The sequence below is a fragment of the Novosphingobium aerophilum genome (assembly GCF_014230305.1).
GTDB classification, from domain to species: Bacteria; Pseudomonadota; Alphaproteobacteria; order Sphingomonadales; family Sphingomonadaceae; genus Novosphingobium; species Novosphingobium aerophilum.
Map to the genome: position 1 here is coordinate 1 of NZ_JACLAU010000034.1, position 17,316 is coordinate 17,316.

Sequence of the window (17,316 nt, forward strand, 5' to 3'; positions counted from 1 at the left end):
CTGAACTCGTAGAACAGGGCCTCCTGCGCCATCCGGCGCTCGCCCATCATCGCTTGGCGTCCTTCAGCATTCTGATGCTGAATCAGACGCTCACACCCAGTGCAAGGCCGACTTTTTCAACACTATCCACCCAACCTTGCCGTTCATCCGCCCGGACTTTGTCCACGCCACCAGGGCATCCCGAAACACGTGGCGCGCCCAGCAGGAGTCGAACCTGCGGCCTCAAGATTAGAAGTCTCGCGCTCTATCCAGCTGAGCTATGGGCGCGCGCCGGGGTGCTCTTAAGCACGCTTTGCGCTTCGTGCAAACCGGGATAGGGGTAGGCGATGGACGCCGCAACTCCGCATGATCTCGCCCGCATCACCGGCACCGCCGGCGGGCGCCGCCATTTCCGCTATTTCGACTACATGATCGCCGCCTTCGTCGCGATCCTGCTGCTGTCGAACCTGATCGGTGCGGCCAAGCTGGCGACCGTCTGGGGCTACACCTTCGGGGCAGGCATCCTGTTCTTCCCCGTGTCCTACGTGCTGGGCGACGTCCTGACCGAGGTCTACGGCTATGCCAACGCGCGCCGCTGCGTGTGGACCGGCTTCGTGGCCCTGGGCTTCATGGCCTTCATGTCGACCGTCGTGGTGGCCATGCCACCCTCCCCCGCCTGGGGCTGCGCCGCCAGCGCCGATCCGCGGTTTGCCGATGTGCTCAAGGCCAGCGATGCCGGGACGATCTGCCAGGCCACGTATGTTTCGGTGTTCGGCAGCACCTGGCGCATCGCCGCGGCATCGCTGATCGCCTTCTGGTGCGGGGAATTCGTGAATTCCTTTGTCCTCGCCAAGATGAAGGTGTGGACCGGCGGACGCATGCTGTGGACCCGCACGATCGGTTCGACCGTGTTCGGCCAGGCGGTGGACAGCGCGATCTTCTACCCGATCGCCTTCCTCGGCGTGTGGGACACCGCCTCGGTGATCACGGTGATGGTCACCAACTGGGCGATGAAGGTGGCCTGGGAAGTGGTGCTGACCCCGGTCACCTACGCGGTGGTCGGATACCTGAAGAACCGCGAGGGGGTCGACGTGTTCGATACCGATACCGATTTCTCGCCCTTCGCCAAGGCGGGCACCCCGGCGCAGGACTGATCCGGCCGCGGGCTTTTCCGTGGCACGGACCGGAGCGGCGCGGTAGGGCCGGACAATCCATGGCGCTCGATCGCATCCTCCTCGGCCACTTCCGCAATCACCGCGAGACATCGCTCGACGGCACCGCGCCGTTCAACCTGCTGGTCGGACAGAACGGCGCCGGCAAGACCAACGTGCTTGAGGCCCTGTCCTTCCTTGCCCCCGGGCGGGGGCTGCGCCGCGCCGCGCTGGCCGACGTGGCGGCGCAGGACGGGCCCGGCGGCTTTGCGGTCAGCGCGGACCTGACCACGCCCTCCGGTCCGGTCCGGCTGGGCACCGGCACCGCGCCCGAGCGCCCGGGACGGCGGATCGTGCAGGTCAACCGGGCCGAGACCCCGGCGGTGCGACTGGGCGAGTGGCTGTCGCTCGGCTGGCTGACCCCGGCGATGGACCGCCTGTTCATGGAAGGCGCCGGGGCCCGCCGCCGGTTCCTGGACCGGCTGGTGCTGGCGATCGAGCCCGGGCATGCCCGGCACGCCGCCCAGCTCGAGAATGCCCTGCGGGAACGCAACCGCCTGCTGGCGGAACCGTTCGAGCCCGATCCGGCCTGGCTCGATGCGATCGAGGCGCAACTGGCCGAAGCCGGGGCCGCGGTGGCAGCGGCGCGCCATCGTCTGATCGAGGCCCTGTCGGGCGCGCTGGCGCAATGGCCCGACCAGCCCTTCGCCCGCCCCGACCTGGCCTATGCTGCCGGCGGCCCGGTCGATCGCGCCGCGCTGGTCGCGGCCCTGCGCGAGGGACGCCGCCGTGACCGGGCCGCCCAGCGCACCCTGACCGGTCCGCACCGCGACGATCTGGTGGTGACCATGGCCGGCAAGCAGCAACGGGCCGCGGAATGTTCGACCGGCGAACAGAAGGCCATGCTGATCGCGATCACCCTGGCCCATGCCGGGCTGCTCGATGATGACCGCCCCGCGCTGCTGCTGCTGGACGAGGTGGCGGCCCATCTCGATCCGCTGCGCCGCGAGGCCCTGTTCGATCGCCTGCGCGCAGGCCGGGCGCAGGTCTGGCTGACCGGGACCGAACTCGCGCCGTTCAGCGGGATTCTGGACGAAGCTGCGGTCTGGCGGGTGAGCGGCGGACACGTGGAACGGGCCTGGCCCGCTGGCGCTCAGCCCCGCGAGTGACGAGGGACCGGCCCCCGGGTCATTGCTTTTTCCCTTTGCGAACACGACGCCCGAGGTTGCGGTCCGCCTCGTCCTGACTGGTGGTCAACACGTCGGCGGTCTTGGCGACAACCTTCACCGGTGCCGTGACGACGGTCGACACCACTTTCGACACGCAGCCAGTCAGTGCCGTCAGCACAATCGCCAAAATCACCAAACGCATCCCGCCAACTCCGCAGGGATCGGCCGGGCCCTGCGCCCGCCAATCCACAGGCGCCTGTCCTAGGGCCTTTATCCCCACCCGGGAATCCGTAGCTGTGCTGACACGGCCTATTGTCCCGGCAGGGCCGCGGCGACCTGATCCGCCGTCGCCGCCACGATCTCATCCACGCCGCGGGCATTGGGATGGATGTGGTCCGCCTGGATCAGGTCCGGCTTGCCGATCACCGGGGCCAGGAAGAAGGGCACCAGCCGGGCCCCGTACTGCTTCGCCAGGGCCGGATAGAGCGGTTCGAACTTCGCCTTGTAATCGGGCCCCAGATTGGGCGGGGCGAGCATGCCCATCAGCAGCACCGGCACGCCTTCGGCCCGGGCGGCGGCCAGCATGCGATCCAGGTTGGCCCGGGTCTGCTCGGGCGGCAGGGCGCGCAGGATATCGTTTCCGCCGAATTCGATCAGCACAAGGTCAGGCTTGCGGGGCTGGTTCCTGAGCACGAAGGCAAAGCGCTCGGCGCCGGCCCCGCTGGTGTCTCCGGACACGCCCGCGTTGCTGATCCGGGCATTGATCCCCCGCGCCCGCAGCGCCGTTTCCAGCCGCGCGGGATAGCTTTCCGCCGGGCTGGCCAGGCCATAGCCGGCGAACAGGCTGTCCCCCACGGCCAGGATCCGGCGCTCGGGCCCCATCACCGGCGGCAGATCGGCCGCAGCGGCGGCATCCGTCGCCGGTCCGGCCAGGGTTGCGGCCGGTTCGGGGATCGGCGCGCTGCGCGAACAGGCCCCCACCATCGCCGCCAGGACCAGCAGTGATACAAGCCTGTACATTTTCTCTCCTTGCCGCCTCCGCGATAGCTATGCCATCCCCATGGCGTGACAACCCCTTCTCCCGAAAATTCCGCCCCGGTCATCGCCGCGCGCGACCTGACCCTGACGATCGGCTCGACCGCGATCCTCAAGGGCATCGATCTGACCGTCGCTGCCGGGGAGACCCTGGCGCTGCTCGGCCACTCGGGTTCGGGCAAGAGCTCGCTGATGGCGGTCCTGGCCGGGCTGGAGCGCGCCAGCGGGGGCAGCCTGAGCGTGGCGGGGGCGGACTTCGCCGCGCTCGACGAGGATGCCCTGGCCCTCGCCCGGCGTGGCCGGATCGGGATCGTGCTGCAGGCCTTCCACCTGCTGCCGACGATGACCGCGCACGAGAACGTGGCGACCCCGCTGGAGCTGGCGGGCGTCACCGACGCCTGGGACATCGCGGCGCGCGAACTGGCGGCGGTCGGCCTGGGCCACCGGCTCGACCACTATCCCACGCAACTGTCGGGCGGCGAACAGCAGCGCGTCGCCATAGCGCGCGCCCTCGCCCCGCGGCCGGCCCTGCTGTTCGCAGACGAGCCCACCGGCAACCTCGACGCGGGCACCGGGTCGGCCATCGTCGACCTGCTCTTCGCCCGCCGGGCCGAGGCGGGTGCCACCCTGGTCCTGATCACGCACGATGCCGATCTGGCCGCCCGGGCCGACCGGGTCATCACCCTGGCGGACGGCAAAATCGTCTCGGATCGGCGGAGCTGATGATGGGCACGGGCGCTGCGGCCCTGCCCTGGTCGGCGGCCTGGCGCCTGGCCCGGCGCGACCTGTCGCTGCGGTTCAAGGGGCTGCGGCTGCTGCTGGCCTGCCTGTTCCTGGGGGTGGCGGCGCTGGCGGCGATCGGATCACTGACCGGATCGATCGAGCGCGAACTGACCTCCCGCGGCCGGGCCATCCTCGGCGGCGACATCGGGCTGGAGATCTGGCAGCGCGATCTGACCCCGGCCGAACGGGCCGCGCTGGCGGCGCTGGGGCGGGTCAGTGTCGGCACCCGGCTCCAGGCCATGGCCACGGCCGGAGACCTCGCCGCCCCGGTCCAGCTCAAGTCGGTCGATGCGGCCTGGCCGCTCGTCGGGCGCTTGCGCCTGACCGATGGCCGGCAGGTGGGCGCCCCGCCCCCCGGGCAGGCCTGGCTGGCCGAAGGCGCGGCGGAGCGGCTGGCCCTGTCTCCGGGACAAGGCTTCCGCATAGCCGGACAGCGCCTGATCGTGGGCGGGATCATCGCCGACGAGCCCGATCGGCTGGGCGAAGGCTTCGCCTGGGGGCCGCCGGTGATTGTCGACGCCCGGTTCCCGCTGACCGCGGGATTGACCGCTCCCGGATCCCAGTTCCGCACCCGGGCGCGCGTCGCCTTCGCCCGTCCCTACGATCCGACCGAAGCGGTCGACAGCCTCAAGCGGCGGTTCCCGGCGGCCGGCTTCGCCCTGCGCACCCGTGACAACGCGGCCCCGGGCACGGAACGCTTCGTGGAACGGATGGGGGAATTCCTGGTCCTGGTCGGCCTCGCCGCGCTGGTGATTGCCGGGATCGGCATCGGTCTGGGGGTGTCGTCCTATCTCGAGGGCCGGCGCGGCAGCATCGCCACGCTGAAGGTGCTGGGCGCGACCAGCCGCGACATTGCCCGGATCACCGTGCTGCAGGTCGGCATCGCGGCCCTGGCGGCCACCCTGGCCGGGCTGACGGTGGGCGTGCTGGCAACCCCGCTGCTGGGCGCGGCGCTGGGCGATCTGCTGCCGATCACCCCGGGGTTCGTGATCGATCCCGCCGCGCTGGGCCAGGCGGCGCTTTATGGCCTGCTGGTCGCGCTGATCTTCACCGCCCGGCCGCTGGCGGCGGCCCGCGCCTTTCCCGCCATGGCGCTGATGCGCGCCCGGGTCGATCCGCTGCGCCGCAACTGGCAGGGCGGGCTGGTCGCGATGGCCCTGGGCCTGGTCCTGCTGATCGGCCTGGCCGTGGCGAGCGCGGCGCAGCCCTGGGTGACGCTGGGCTTCCTGGGCGGGGCGGCGGCCACGCTGGCGCTGCTGGCCGGGCTCGGCGCGTTGTTGCGCCGGACCGTCGCGCGCCTGCCCAGCCCGCGCCACCCCCTGCTCCGCACGGCACTGGCCAACCTGCATCGCCCCGGCGCCCAGACCGTCGCCCTGGTCACCGCGCTGGGCTTCGGGCTCTCGGCCTTCGTCCTGCTCGCGGCCGTGCAGTCGAGCCTCGACGCCAACATCGCCGCCCGGGTCCCGCAGCGTGCGCCCGATTTCTTCGTGCTGGACGTTCCGCGCGACCGGGCGGACGCCTTCCGCGCAGCCGTCGCCGGGGCCGTGCCCGGGGCCAGGGTGCGGATGGTCCCCAACCTGCGCGGCGCCATCCTCGCCTATGGTCCGGCCGGACGGATGACCCGCGTGGCCGATCTCAAGAGCGTCAACGACGAGGCCTGGGCCCTGCGCGGCGAGCGTGGGCTGACCTATGCCGACCGCCTGCCCGAAGGCAACGTCCTCACCGCCGGGCAATGGTGGCCCGCCAACTATACCGGCCCGCCGCTGGTCTCGGTCGACGAGAAGCTGGCCCAGACGGTCGGCCTCAAGTTGGGCGATCGCATCGCCGTCAGCGTGCTCGGGGTCGAGCGCGAGGCCACGATCACCTCGTTCCGGCGGATCGACTGGGATTCGCTGGGCTTCAACTATGTCCTGGTGTTCAGCCCCAACATGCTGGCCGATGCGCCGCACAATCTGGCGGCCACCATCGACCTCTCGCCCGGAACCCCGCGCGGCGGACTGCTGCGCACGCTGGTCCGGGCCTTCCCGGCGGCCTCGGTGATCGAGACCGGCGCGATCCTGAAGGATGCCCGCGCCCTGCTGGACCGCATGAGCGTGGCGATCCTGGCCGCGGCCTCGGTCGCCGTGTTGGCCGGGATCGCCGTGCTGCTGGGCGCCATCGCCGCCTCGCGCCGGACGCGGACTTACGATACCGCGGTGCTGCGCGTGCTGGGCGCCAGCCGGGGCCAGGTGCTGGGCGTGCTGCTGGGCGAATATGTGCTGCTGGCGGGCCTGCTGGCGCTGGTCGCCCTGCCGCTGGGCACGGCGGTGGGCTGGGGGATCATCGTCAAGCTGTTCCAGTTCGACTGGCTGCCCCACTGGCCGACGATCTTGGGCGTGTTGGGTGCGGGCCTGTTTCTGGTGCTGGGCTTCGCCGTGGCCGCGACCCTGCCCGTGCTGCGCGAACGGCCGTCACGGGTGCTGCGCGAGCTGTAGGCGCGTTCAGCGGCGCATGGCCTCGTGATAGGTTTGGCGGGTCGCGGCCGCGTCGAGCGGTTGATAGCGCGGATCAGGACCGAACCGGTTGCTCCCTGTAGTGCCGCCCAGGAGCAGTTGCACCAGGAAGACCAGGCCCGCCACCAGATTGATCAGCGGCACCCAGCCGACCAGGATGAAGCCCAGGTACCACCAGCCCGACAGATCGCGGTCATGCAACCGCCGCACGACGACCGTGATCGACGGGATGAAGCTGAACAGGGCATAGAGCCCGGCGATCGCAGATCCGAACCAGAACGTGGCGTCGACCTGGCTGAAATCGACCTGTTCCGCCTCCAGACCCATCCCGCCGATAACCATCAGCACCGTGGCGAAGGCATAGACCACTCCGCCCAGCAGCGTGAACAGCCAGTATTCCCGGCGGGTCGATCGACCGCTCAGTTCGAAGTATCGTTGAAACGGAAGAAAAGCCCAGTCCACGGCGCCCCTGCCCCCATCTGATCCGTACCAGCCGTCAGGGAATCATGCTTCGCCTGGAGGTGCAACAGAAAAGGCGATGGGGCCGTTCGCCACGAAAAAGGGGGGCCACAGCCCCCCTTTCCCGTCGTGTTGCCTGCCCCCGGTTCAGAACCGGTAGCGCACCGCACCACCCCAGGTGCGCGGCTCGCTCGGATAGCCCGAGATCGAGCCAATCTGCACCGGGCTGTCGAAGATCTGCAGGATGGTCCGCTGGTTGCCGATGTTGCGGCCCCACACGGTGAACTCCAGCCCGTTGGCCATGGCATAGGTCAGCGAGGCGTTGAGCAGCTTGATCTCCTGCTTGCGGCTCTGCGCGGCAAGGACCGCCGCGGTGTTGCTGATAATCGCGCCGCTGCTGTTGCGCTGCACCAGATTGGGCAGGCCCTCGACCAGGGCGAACGGCGCCTCGTAGCGGTAGTCGCCGTGCAGGATCAGGTGATCGCCATTGCCCAGTTCCTGGTCCCACTGCACGCCGAACGAGGCGGTCAGCGGGGAGATACCGGCCGGACGAGTGCCGGTCAGGTCACCCACGCCCGAGAGCAGGAAGCTGTCGAACTTCGGATCGAGGTAGGTCAGGCCGAGGCTGAGGGTCAGCTCCTTGAGCGGACGGGCCGTCCCTTCGAACTCGATACCGAAGGTCGATTGCTTGCCTGCGTTGGCCAGGCGGAAGCCGGTGCCGGCAAAGATGTTGGACTGGAAGCCCTTGATCGACTGCTTGAACACCGCAAGGTTCGCGCTGGCGACGCCCCAGTTGCCCTTCAGACCCGCTTCGTAGACGGTCGAGATTTCCGGATCGGCAAAGCGGCTGCCCGATCCGAGGTTGTTGAGGCGCAGGGCGGTGTAGGCCGGGTTGGTCTGGATCGTCGCAAGGTCCGCCGGGCTCGGCCGGCTGTCGCGCGACAGGTTGATCGAGGCCGCCTTGTAGCCCGTTGCGTAGGCCGCATAGACGTTGAGGTGATCGTTGACGTCATAGGCCAGACGCGCCGTGACCGACCACTGGCCGTCCTTGACCCGACCCGTCTCCAGCGCGTTGGGCACGTTGAGGAACGGCGGCAGGAACTGCAGCGCGGCCAGCGAGGGGAGCTGGTTGGCGGCCGCGGTCGAGCCGGCGACGATCGCCTGGTAGACCGCCGGGTTGGCCGCAGCGAAGGCGCCGATGTTGGCCGGGGTCGGCGCGAGGCCGGTGCGCTGGTTGAAGGTCTGCGCGGTCAGCACCTGTGCAGCACCGGCCAGCAGGGTCGGGCTGCTCAGCGGGATGGCCGAGAACACCTCGTTCGACACGTTGTTGGTCGAATAGGACTTCGAGTCATGGGTGTAGTTCAGGCCGCCGGTCAGCGTCAGGCGGTCGGAAACCTTGAAATCCACCTGGCCGAAGATCGAGAACGCCTCGTTCTTCAGGCGATACTGCTCGGTGAAGCCGCGGCCGGAGACGAACGACTGGCCGATGTAGTTGTTGGCGCCGCCCGTGGCCGCGGTCAGCAACTGCTCGACCTGCGGCAGGGTGAAGGCCCCGCCCGACTGGCCGCGGATCAGGAAGTCGGCATAGTTGCGGAAGTCGTTGCCGAGCAGAAGCTGGTTGTTCTGGTTGATCGTCTCGTTGAAGTAGAAGGCGCCGAGCAGGCCGTTAATCGGGCCGTCCCAATCGGTGGAAGCGCGGAATTCCTGAGTGAAGGTATCGATCCGCAGGTTCTGGAAGTTGCGGCCGATCAGGTCGGCGCTGGTGAAGTCCGAATCCTGGTTGGTGATCGCCTTCGTCTTGCGATAGGCGGTGATCGAGGTCAGCTTCAGCGGGCCGACGCCGTAGTCCATCTGACCCGAGAAGCCCCAGTTGTCGATCTTGTTGGTCGACGGGATGTTCGAATAGGTCACGTCGGCGAAGGGGTTGGCCGGATCGCTGATCTTCCCGCCCAGCAGGTTGGTGATGATCTGCGAGGGACCGAAGCCGGGCGAACGCTGCACATTGACGACCGCGCAGCAGTTTTCGTCGATGCGGCTGTAATCGCCGATCAGGCGGACCTTGAAGTCGCTCGACGGTTCGAACAGCAACTGGCCGCGGGTGAACCAGCGGTTGCGCTCGTTCGCCTTGGTGTTGCTGCCCAGGTCGGTCACATAGCCGTCACGCTTGTTGTAGCCGGCGGCCAGGCTGGCTGCGACGTTCTCGCCCAGCGGACCGGTGATGTAGCCCTTGGCGATGATCGCGTTGTAGTTGCCGTAGCTGGCTTCCATGTTGCCGCCGAGCTTGAACTGGGGCTCCTTGGTGACCAGCGAGATGACGCCCGCCGAGGCGTTCTTGCCGAACAGGGTCGACTGCGGACCGCGCAGCACTTCGATGCGCTGCACGTCGGGCAGGTCGGTGATCATCGAGGCCGACCGCGAACGATAGACACCGTCAACGAACAGGCCGACCGACGGTTCGATGCCCGCGTTGTTGGCGCCGTTGCCGAAGCCGCGGATGTAGAAATTGGTGTTGGCCGAGCTCTGCAGCGTGTTGACGCGCAGCGACGGAACCACGGTCGACAGATCGCGGATGTCGCGGATCTGGGCGCGTTCGATGGTCTGGGCCGACGTCACCGTCACGGCGACGGGCACGTCCTGCAGCGTCTGCTCACGCTTGGTGGCGGTCACGACGATCTCGTTGCCGGTCAGCTCGGTGACGGCAGGCGCTTCGGTGGCGGGCTGGGCCTCTTCCCGCGGAGCGGTCTGGGCCTGGGCGACGGCGGGCACGGCGAGTGCCAGCACGGCAACACTGCCGGCCAAAGCCACGCGAGCCGAACCGGTGTAACCTGCGACGTTAAGCTTCATGCAATAGTCCTCTCTGCCCAGGGGGGTGCTTCCCACTGCGTTGGCGTCTCCGCTGTGTCGCGGAGGCAACCCTCCCGTTTACTGCCGAAAGCATAGGAATCCCGGGGCTGCAAGGCAATCGCAAAGAGACAGTGTTACCCAAGTCCTGCCCCTAATGTGGTACGTTTGCCTCAGGTGCCTGACGTTGCAATGCGGCAGCCGCCCCACGCGCCGCTTGCCCGAATCCGCCGCTTACGCTACGGGCGCGGCCAATGTTGCGCCGCAGCGAATTGGCGGCCTTTTCCCTCAGCCGAAAGACCCCCGTTCCATGTCCGCCCCCCTTCCGTTGCGCAATATTGCGATCATCGCTCACGTCGACCATGGCAAGACCACCCTGGTTGACCAGCTTTTCCGCCAGTCCGGCACCTTCCGCGACAACCAGCGGGTCGAAGAGCGGGCGATGGATTCGAACGATCTGGAAAAGGAACGCGGGATCACCATTCTCGCCAAGCCGACCTCGGTCGAATGGACCCCGGAAGGCTCGGACCAGCCGGTGCGGATCAATATCGTCGACACCCCCGGCCACGCCGACTTCGGCGGCGAGGTGGAGCGCATCCTCAGCATGGTCGATGGCGTGATCCTGCTGGTTGACAGCTCGGAAGGCGCGATGCCGCAGACCAAGTTCGTCACCGGCAAGGCGCTGGCGCTGGGCCTCAAGCCGATCGTCGTGGTCAACAAGGTCGATCGCCCCGACCAGCGCATCCAGGAAGTGCTCGACGAGGTGTTCGACCTGTTCGTCACGCTCGACGCCAATGACGAGCAGCTCGATTTCCCCGTGCTCTACGCCTCGGGCCGCAACGGCTACGCCAGCGAGGACCCGGATCGCCGCGAGGGCACGCTGGTGCCGCTGTTCCAGAAGATCGTCGACCACGTCCCGCCGCCGGCGCTCGACATCGATGCCCCCTTCACCTTCCTCGCCACCCTGCTGGATCGCGACAACTTCCTCGGCCGCGTGCTGACCGGCCGCGTCCAGTCGGGCACGATCCGCGTCAACGATCCGATCCGCGCGCTCGACATGGACGGCAACGTGATCGAAACCGGTCGCGCTTCCAAGCTGATGACCTTCCGGGGCCTTGAGCGGGTCCCTGTGGAGGAGGCCCGCGCGGGCGACATCATCTCGCTCGCCGGCCTGGCCGTGGCCACCGTGGCCAACACCGTCGCCGCGCCGGAAGTGACCGTGCCGATCAAGGCCCAGCCGATCGATCCGCCGACCCTCTCGATGCGCTTCTCGGTCAACGACAGCCCGATGGCCGGGCGCGAGGGCTCCAAGGTCACCAGCCGCATGATCCGCGACCGGCTTGAGCGCGAGGGCGAAAGCAACGTCGCGATCAAGATCACCGAGAGCGCCGACAAGGACAGCTTCGAGGTCGCCGGCCGCGGCGAACTGCAGCTCGGCGTGCTGATCGAGACCATGCGCCGCGAGGGCTTCGAGCTGGGCATCAGCCGCCCGCGCGTGCTCTATGGCCAGGACGATAACGGCAACCGCACCGAGCCTTACGAGACCGTGGTGATCGACGTGGACGACGAGCACGCCGGCACCGTCGTCGAGAAGATGGCGATCCGCAAGGGCGAGATGACCGACATGCGCCCCTCGGGCGGCGGCAAGACCCGCATCACCTTCACCGCCCCCTCCCGCGGGCTGATCGGGTACCACGGCGAATTCCTGTCGGACACGCGCGGCACCGGCATCATGAACCGCCTGTTCGACAAGTACGGCCCCTACAAGGGCAAGATCGAGGGCCGCAAGAACGGCGTCCTCATCTCGAACGGCACCGGCGAGGCCGTGGCCTATGCCCTGGGCCCGCTGGAAGAGCGCGGCATCCTGTTCGTCGGGGTGGGCGAGCCGCTCTATGAAGGGATGATCATCGGCGAGAACGCCAAGCCGGAAGACCTTGAGGTCAACCCGATGAAGTCCAAGCAGCTCACCAACTTCCGCTCGACCGGCAAGGACGATGCGATCCGCCTCACCCCGCCCAAGATCATGACGCTGGAACAGGCGATCGCCTACATCGACGATGACGAGATGGTCGAGGTGACGCCGAAGTCGATCCGCCTGCGCAAGGCGATCCTCGACCCGCACGAGCGCAAGAAGGCCAGCCGCAAGAAGGAAGCCGCGTAACCGCGGATTCCTGAGCCAGGATCATGCAAAGGCCCGGGGCGCAAGCTCCGGGCCTTTGTCGTTCGGGCCGGTGTCGGGGTGGCCGGAACTCAGGTCGCACGACCACGATCGGCAACCCGCGCCGCGCACCGGATTACGAAAGGTAGGCAAGCGGCCGGGCCGGCACCGATGCCGTTACGGATGGCGCACTTCACCATCCATTAGCGGGTCAAGGCTAGAGCGTCGGCGGCGTGATGATGCCATGCCAATCGTTTGAAGCTCGGAAAAACAGAACATGTTCAAATTCAGGGCCCCGGAGCGGTCGAAGTTCGATGACGCTCTCTTGAAACTCGTCAAGGGCACGCAGGCGATTATCCAGTTCCTTCCGGATGGCACGATTCTCGAGGCCAACCCGGCGTTCTGCAGCGTTGTCGAATACAGCCTGGCCGAGATCCAGGGACGCCACCATCGCATGTTCTGCTCGCCCGAAATCGCGAACAGCCCGGAATACGCCGCGTTCTGGTCAGACCTCCGAGCGGGCAAGAGCTTTACCGCGCGCTATCCGCGCATCACCAAGTCCGGTCAGGAAATCTGGATCCAGGCGACCTATGGCCCCGCTCTGGATGCTGAGGGCCGGGTTGAACGGGTCGTCAAGATCGCGACGGACGTCACTCCGCTGCGCAAGGCGCGGAACACCGTGCTGGCCGCCATGCAGGGGCTTGAGGATGGCCACCTCGACCAGAAAATTCCGGTCACCGGGGTCGAGGAATTCGACGCCATCGGCCAGGCCTTCAACGCCGCGACGACCAAGCTCGAAACGCTGATCGCCGCCGTGTGCGAGACCGCAGTGGGGGTCCAGAGCGGATCGGACGAGATCCGTGCCGCGTCGGAAGACCTTGCCGTGCGCAACGAACAGCAGGCCGCCAGTCTCGAAGAGACCGCCGCCTCGGTCCGGCAGACCGTCAACCTCACCCGCCAGGCCGCCGACAGTGCCAGCGTCGCCCGATCGGCGATCGTGCAGACCCACACGCGTGCAACCTAAGGCGGCGCCGTGGTCGGCAAGGCCGTGGCCGCGATGGGGGCGATCGAGCAATCGGCGAAGGAGATCACCCAGATCATCAACGTGATCGACGGGATCGCCTTCCAGACCAACCTTCTGGCCCTCAACGCGGGCGTCGAGGCGGCGCGTGCGGGCGAGGCGGGCAAGGGTTTTGCCGTGGTCGCCAACGAGGTCCGGGCGCTCGCCCAGCGCTCGGCCGATGCGGCCCGCGACATCAAGGCCCTGATCGAAAAGTCGACTTCGCACGTGGGCGACGGGGTCAGCCTGGTGGGCGAGACCGGAACCCTGCTGGCCGAGATCGTCGCGCAGGTCGGCGCGGTGACCCAGCAGGTCAACGAAATCGCCGAAACCACCGCCGCGCAGGCGACCAACCTCGAACAGGTGAATTCGGCCGTCGGGACGATCGACCGGATGACCCAGCAGAACGCCGCGATGGTCGAGCAATCGACCGCCGCGACCCGGATCCTTTCGAACGAGGCACAGCAACTGGGCGAGCTGGTCGCGCAGTTCCGGGTGAGCGCCGCGCGGCGTGCCGCCGGAGCCGCCGGTTCGGCACGGGCCCGTTCGGAGCGGAGCCATCCGGCCCGGACCTTCGCCGCGCCGCCAAGGCCGGCCATGCGCCTTCCCACCCCATCGGCTCCGGCTGCCCCGCAGCCCCTGCCCGTCACCGGCAACCTGGCCCGCAAACCCGATCTCGCCCCCCTCGCAGCCCAGGCACCCGCCCGCGACGAGGACGACTGGAGCGCGTTCTAGAGCCTGTCCTACATTCGTGGCGCGGGTTAGCCTCCCCGGCATGCCTTCGCCCTGCCCGCCCCGACACGACACCCGGCCTGCCGCACGCGCACGGGCGCCGGTCAGAGCCTTGCGCCCGCGCCGCGTTCGTTTCGCTCTGGACCGTGTCAACCGTGTCAACCGCGCCCACCGGGCCGCCCCGGTCCGCGCGGGCCAGCCGCCGCCGCCGCGCTAGCCCTTCACCGCCCCCAGCACCTGCGCGACCGTGTCGGTGATCTGCTGCACCGTGAACGGCTTGGGCATGAAATGCATGTTGTCGAAGTCGATTTCCTTGCGGAGCTGCTCCTCGGCATAGCCCGACATGAACAGGAACGGGATGTCGGGCACGAGCTTGCGGATTTCGCGCGCCATAGCCGGGCCGTCCATCACCGGCATGACCACGTCGCTCACCACCAGGTCATAGCGGCGCCCGAGCGCGACGAACTGCAACCCTTCCTCGCCGTCCGCGGCGACGGTCACCTCGTAGCCCTGCCGGGACAGGGCCCGCTCGGCCACGGCGCGCACGGTGTCCTCGTCCTCGACCAGCAGGACCTTGCCCCCGCCCGCCCACTTGCGCGGCTCCTCGGCCTTGGGCGCGACGGGAGCGACCGCAGCGGTTCCCGCCGGACCGTGGTGAACCGGGAAATAGATCGAAAAGCGGGTGCCCTTGCCCAGCTCGCTGTCCGCCAGGATGTAGCCGCCGGACTGCTTGACGATGCCGTAGACGGTCGACAGGCCCAGCCCGGTGCCCTTGCCCTGCTCCTTGGTGGTGAAGAACGGCTCGAAGATCTTGGTCAGGTTCTCGGGCGGGATGCCGCTGCCGGTGTCCTCGACGATCAGGGCGGTGTATTCGCCGGGTGGCAGAAGCTCCCCTTCGCGCGGGGCGACATCGGCCGCACGGACCTTGCAGGTCGTCAGGCTGAGCCGTGCGCTGCCATCGGCCTTGTCGGCCATGGCGTCGCGGGCATTGACCACCAGGTTGACGATCACCTGCTCCAGTTGGGTCGGGTCGGCGCGGACTGGGCCCAGATCGCGGTCGTGGCGCACCTCGAAGCGGATTTTCTCGCCGATCAGCCGCTTGAGCATCTGGGTGATGTCGGACACGATATCCGGCAGCTGGAGCACCTCGGGCCGCAGCGTCTGCTGGCGCGAGAAGGCCAGCAATTGGCGGGTCAGGCTGGCCGCGCGGTTCGAACTGGCGCGGATCTGCTGGATATCATCATAGTCGCTGTCGCCGGGGGTGTGGCGCAGCAGCATCAGATCGCAGGTGCCGATGATCGCGGTCAGCACATTGTTGAAATCGTGCGCGACCCCGCCCGCCAGCTGGCCCACCGCCTGCATCTTGCTGGCCTGGGCGACCTGCTTCTTGAGCCGCGTTTCCTCGGTGCTGTCGGACAGCCCCAGCAGGACCGCCGCCTCGCCCAGCCCGCGGACGCCGGCCAGGCTGAGCGAGACCGGCTCATCCGGCTGGGTCTTGAGCCGCACGGCGATGTCTCCGGCGCTGGCCGGGCCCTGGCCATGGCGTCGCACGGCATCGGACAGCGCGGTCTTGTCCTCGCGCACCACCAGATCGGACGGGAACGGCGGGGGCTCTTCCCCGGGGCGCCCGGCGGCCCGCAGGAAGGCGGCATTGGCAAACAGCAGGCGGCCGTCGCGATCGGCCATCGCCAGGCCCAGCGGCAACTGCGCCAGCAGCGCCTCGAGATGCGGCACCGCCGCCTGGCCATCGCCCGGAGCGCTGGCCGCGCCGATGCCGAAGCCGGCGTCGGCGAGCAGCAGCAGCGAAGGCGTGTTATCGGGATCGGGGGCGTGGGGCTCGTCCGGATCCGCCACGGGCACGTGGTAAAGCACCAGCGGCGGCCCGTCCCGGCCCTCGCGGGCCCAGGTGATCCGGTCGTCCTCATCCTGGCGCAGCAGCGACACGAACGGCTGCCCCGCCAGCCGCGCTGCGGGATTGCCGGTGGCGCGCAGCGCCAGCCCCTCGCTCGCCGCCCGGATCTGACCATCGGGATCGACCAGCGCCAGGCTGATCCCGCCCACCGCGAGCATGCGGCCCAGCCATCCGTCGACCGCATCGCGCATGTCGGCCACGGGATCGGGTTCGACCACGGCGGCGATGTGCCAGACCAGGAAATCGTCACCACGGCCCGCGCGCCGGGCCTCGGCGTGCCAGGCCCGATCCCCGGCGGCAATCCGCTCGGCCCGGGCCATGCCGTCGCGCCAGGCCGCCCGCGCGGTTCGCGCCAGGACCTCGGCCCCGGCGGGATCGAGCGGCAGCCGCGGCGGCGGATTGGCAAGGCCGAACCAGGCCTCGTAAGTGGCGTTGGCGCAGACCAGCCGCCCCGCCCGGTCGATCACCGCGACGGCGCGATCATCCCGATCGATCGCGGCCACGGTCACCGTCCAGTCCGGCAGGGCCCATTCGGGCTCGGGTTCCGGGCGTCGCTGCCGGGCCAGCACCCAGCCGAGCCCCCCCAGGGTCAACGCGCCGCCACCAAACCCCGCGGCCAGCACCGGCTCGCCGCTGACCAGCCACAGCGCCAGCACGGACAGGACGAAGGCCGCGCCGATCGCGACCAGATCAAGCCCGCTGCCCAGAGGACGGTCAGGCGTTTCGGAGTGTGTCAGGGTGGCCCGGCGAACCTTCATGCCCCGGGCATAACCCCGCGTCCCGGTCCTGTCACGCCATGGGGATCATCCGGGCGCCATCGGCCCCGGAAACAGGCGCCGGTTCAGGCGGTCGCTTCGGGCTCGGTCCGGTCCGCTGCGATCCGGTCGCTTGAACTCCGCCCGGTCTCGGCACGGTCGGCCAGCAGGCGCCGGCGCTTGGAACGGATCCAGGCACCCCAGGCCACGCTGGTCGCCAGGTACGATACGGCGGCGGAAACCACGGCCACCACCACCAGTCCCAGGGCCAGGACCTTGCCCTCGGCCGTCAGCCAGACGAGGAACTGCCAAGTGTCGGTCACCCGAAGCAGGCTGTCGATCGGGCTGGTGTGGAACATCGCGTCGAAATACAGCAGCCGCTCGCCCACCTTGTACGACACGGCCCAGATCAGCGGGGTGGTGAACGGATTGGTGATGAAGGTGGTCAGCGCCGCAACGGGGACGTTGGCGCGCACCGACAGGCTCAGAAAGGCGGCGAACAGCACCTGGGCAAAGGGAATGATGATTCCCACCAGCATGCCCAGGGCGACCCCGCGCGGGACCGAGCGGCGGGTGAAACGCCACAGCTCGCTGGCCAGCACGCGATGGGCGAAGGGCCGCACGAAGCGGTTGCCTTCCAACTGCTCGCGCGTGGGCATCGTGCGCTGGGCCCATCCGGAAAACTTGCGGATCATCGTTCCGTCCAAACTCGACAGCGGTATAGCGCAAGTCGCCAGCCCGCAGCATCCGGACTTAACCGGAAAGTCCTTTCCGCGCGATGAAGAGCAAG

At 68.7% G+C, this 17,316-nt stretch carries 12 protein-coding genes, 1 tRNA gene and 1 pseudogene; 7 read left to right on the top strand and 7 right to left on the bottom strand.

The features are described from left to right. Positions 1-190: 190 nt before the first annotated feature. A tRNA-Arg gene (locus H7F49_RS15370) sits at positions 191-267 on the bottom strand. Positions 268-326: 59 nt separating this feature from the next. Between H7F49_RS15370 and H7F49_RS15375 the strand changes: the two genes are divergently transcribed. Beyond that, complete coding sequence (locus H7F49_RS15375) at positions 327-1,133, top strand: queuosine precursor transporter (RefSeq protein WP_185684464.1); 807 nt, start codon at positions 327-329, stop codon at positions 1,131-1,133. Between the two features lie 59 nt (positions 1,134-1,192). Beyond that, positions 1,193-2,299, top strand: a complete 1,107-nt coding sequence (recF, locus tag H7F49_RS15380) for a DNA replication/repair protein RecF (protein WP_185684465.1) — start codon at positions 1,193-1,195, stop codon at positions 2,297-2,299. A 19-nt stretch (positions 2,300-2,318) separates the two neighbouring features. Here recF and H7F49_RS15385 read toward each other — a convergent pair whose 3' ends face one another. Both H7F49_RS15385 and H7F49_RS15390 read right to left on the bottom strand, forming a co-directional pair. Beyond that, positions 2,319-2,501: a hypothetical protein gene (locus H7F49_RS15385; protein WP_185684466.1), complete on the bottom strand. Its 183-nt coding sequence runs from the start codon at positions 2,499-2,501 to the stop codon at positions 2,319-2,321. Positions 2,502-2,608: 107 nt separating this feature from the next. Beyond that, positions 2,609-3,319, bottom strand: a complete 711-nt coding sequence (locus H7F49_RS15390; RefSeq protein ID WP_185684467.1) for an arylesterase — start codon at positions 3,317-3,319, stop codon at positions 2,609-2,611. 45 nt (positions 3,320-3,364) lie between these two features. Between H7F49_RS15390 and H7F49_RS15395 the strand changes: the two genes are divergently transcribed. Beyond that, on the top strand, positions 3,365-4,057 hold the full coding sequence (locus tag H7F49_RS15395; protein ID WP_185684468.1) for an ABC transporter ATP-binding protein: 693 nt from the start codon (positions 3,365-3,367) through the stop codon (positions 4,055-4,057). 2 nt (positions 4,058-4,059) lie between these two features. Continuing rightward, positions 4,060-6,591, top strand: a complete 2,532-nt coding sequence (locus tag H7F49_RS15400; RefSeq protein ID WP_185684469.1) for an ABC transporter permease — start codon at positions 4,060-4,062, stop codon at positions 6,589-6,591. A 6-nt stretch (positions 6,592-6,597) separates the two neighbouring features. Here H7F49_RS15400 and H7F49_RS15405 read toward each other — a convergent pair whose 3' ends face one another. Together H7F49_RS15405 and H7F49_RS15410 are read right to left on the bottom strand one after the other, a co-directional pair. Then, positions 6,598-7,071: a DUF805 domain-containing protein gene (locus tag H7F49_RS15405; protein WP_185684470.1), complete on the bottom strand. Its 474-nt coding sequence runs from the start codon at positions 7,069-7,071 to the stop codon at positions 6,598-6,600. 144 nt (positions 7,072-7,215) lie between these two features. Beyond that, entirely contained in the window at positions 7,216-9,912 is a 2,697-nt protein-coding gene (locus H7F49_RS15410; RefSeq protein WP_185684471.1) for a TonB-dependent receptor, read from the bottom strand. Positions 9,913-10,219: 307 nt separating this feature from the next. Between H7F49_RS15410 and typA the strand changes: the two genes are divergently transcribed. The 3 genes and pseudogenes from typA to H7F49_RS15425 all read left to right on the top strand — a co-directional run. Continuing rightward, positions 10,220-12,070: a translational GTPase TypA gene (gene typA / locus H7F49_RS15415; RefSeq protein ID WP_185684472.1), complete on the top strand. Its 1,851-nt coding sequence runs from the start codon at positions 10,220-10,222 to the stop codon at positions 12,068-12,070. Between the two features lie 274 nt (positions 12,071-12,344). Further along, positions 12,345-13,091, top strand: coding sequence for a methyl-accepting chemotaxis protein (locus tag H7F49_RS15420; protein ID WP_185684473.1), 747 nt, complete (start codon positions 12,345-12,347; stop codon positions 13,089-13,091). Between the two features lie 57 nt (positions 13,092-13,148). Then, a pseudogene (locus tag H7F49_RS15425) lies at positions 13,149-13,862 on the top strand (methyl-accepting chemotaxis protein); the annotation flags it as partial. 210 nt (positions 13,863-14,072) lie between these two features. Here H7F49_RS15425 and H7F49_RS15430 read toward each other — a convergent pair. After that, positions 14,073-16,529 (bottom strand): hybrid sensor histidine kinase/response regulator, encoded by a 2,457-nt coding sequence (locus tag H7F49_RS15430; protein WP_185684474.1) that lies wholly within the window; start codon positions 16,527-16,529, stop codon positions 14,073-14,075. Between the two features lie 83 nt (positions 16,530-16,612). Beyond that, positions 16,613-17,221 carry a DUF2062 domain-containing protein gene (locus H7F49_RS15435; RefSeq protein WP_235982231.1) on the bottom strand — a complete coding sequence of 203 codons (609 nt, stop codon included), beginning with the start codon at positions 17,219-17,221 and terminating at the stop codon, positions 16,613-16,615. Positions 17,222-17,316 lie beyond the last annotated feature (95 nt).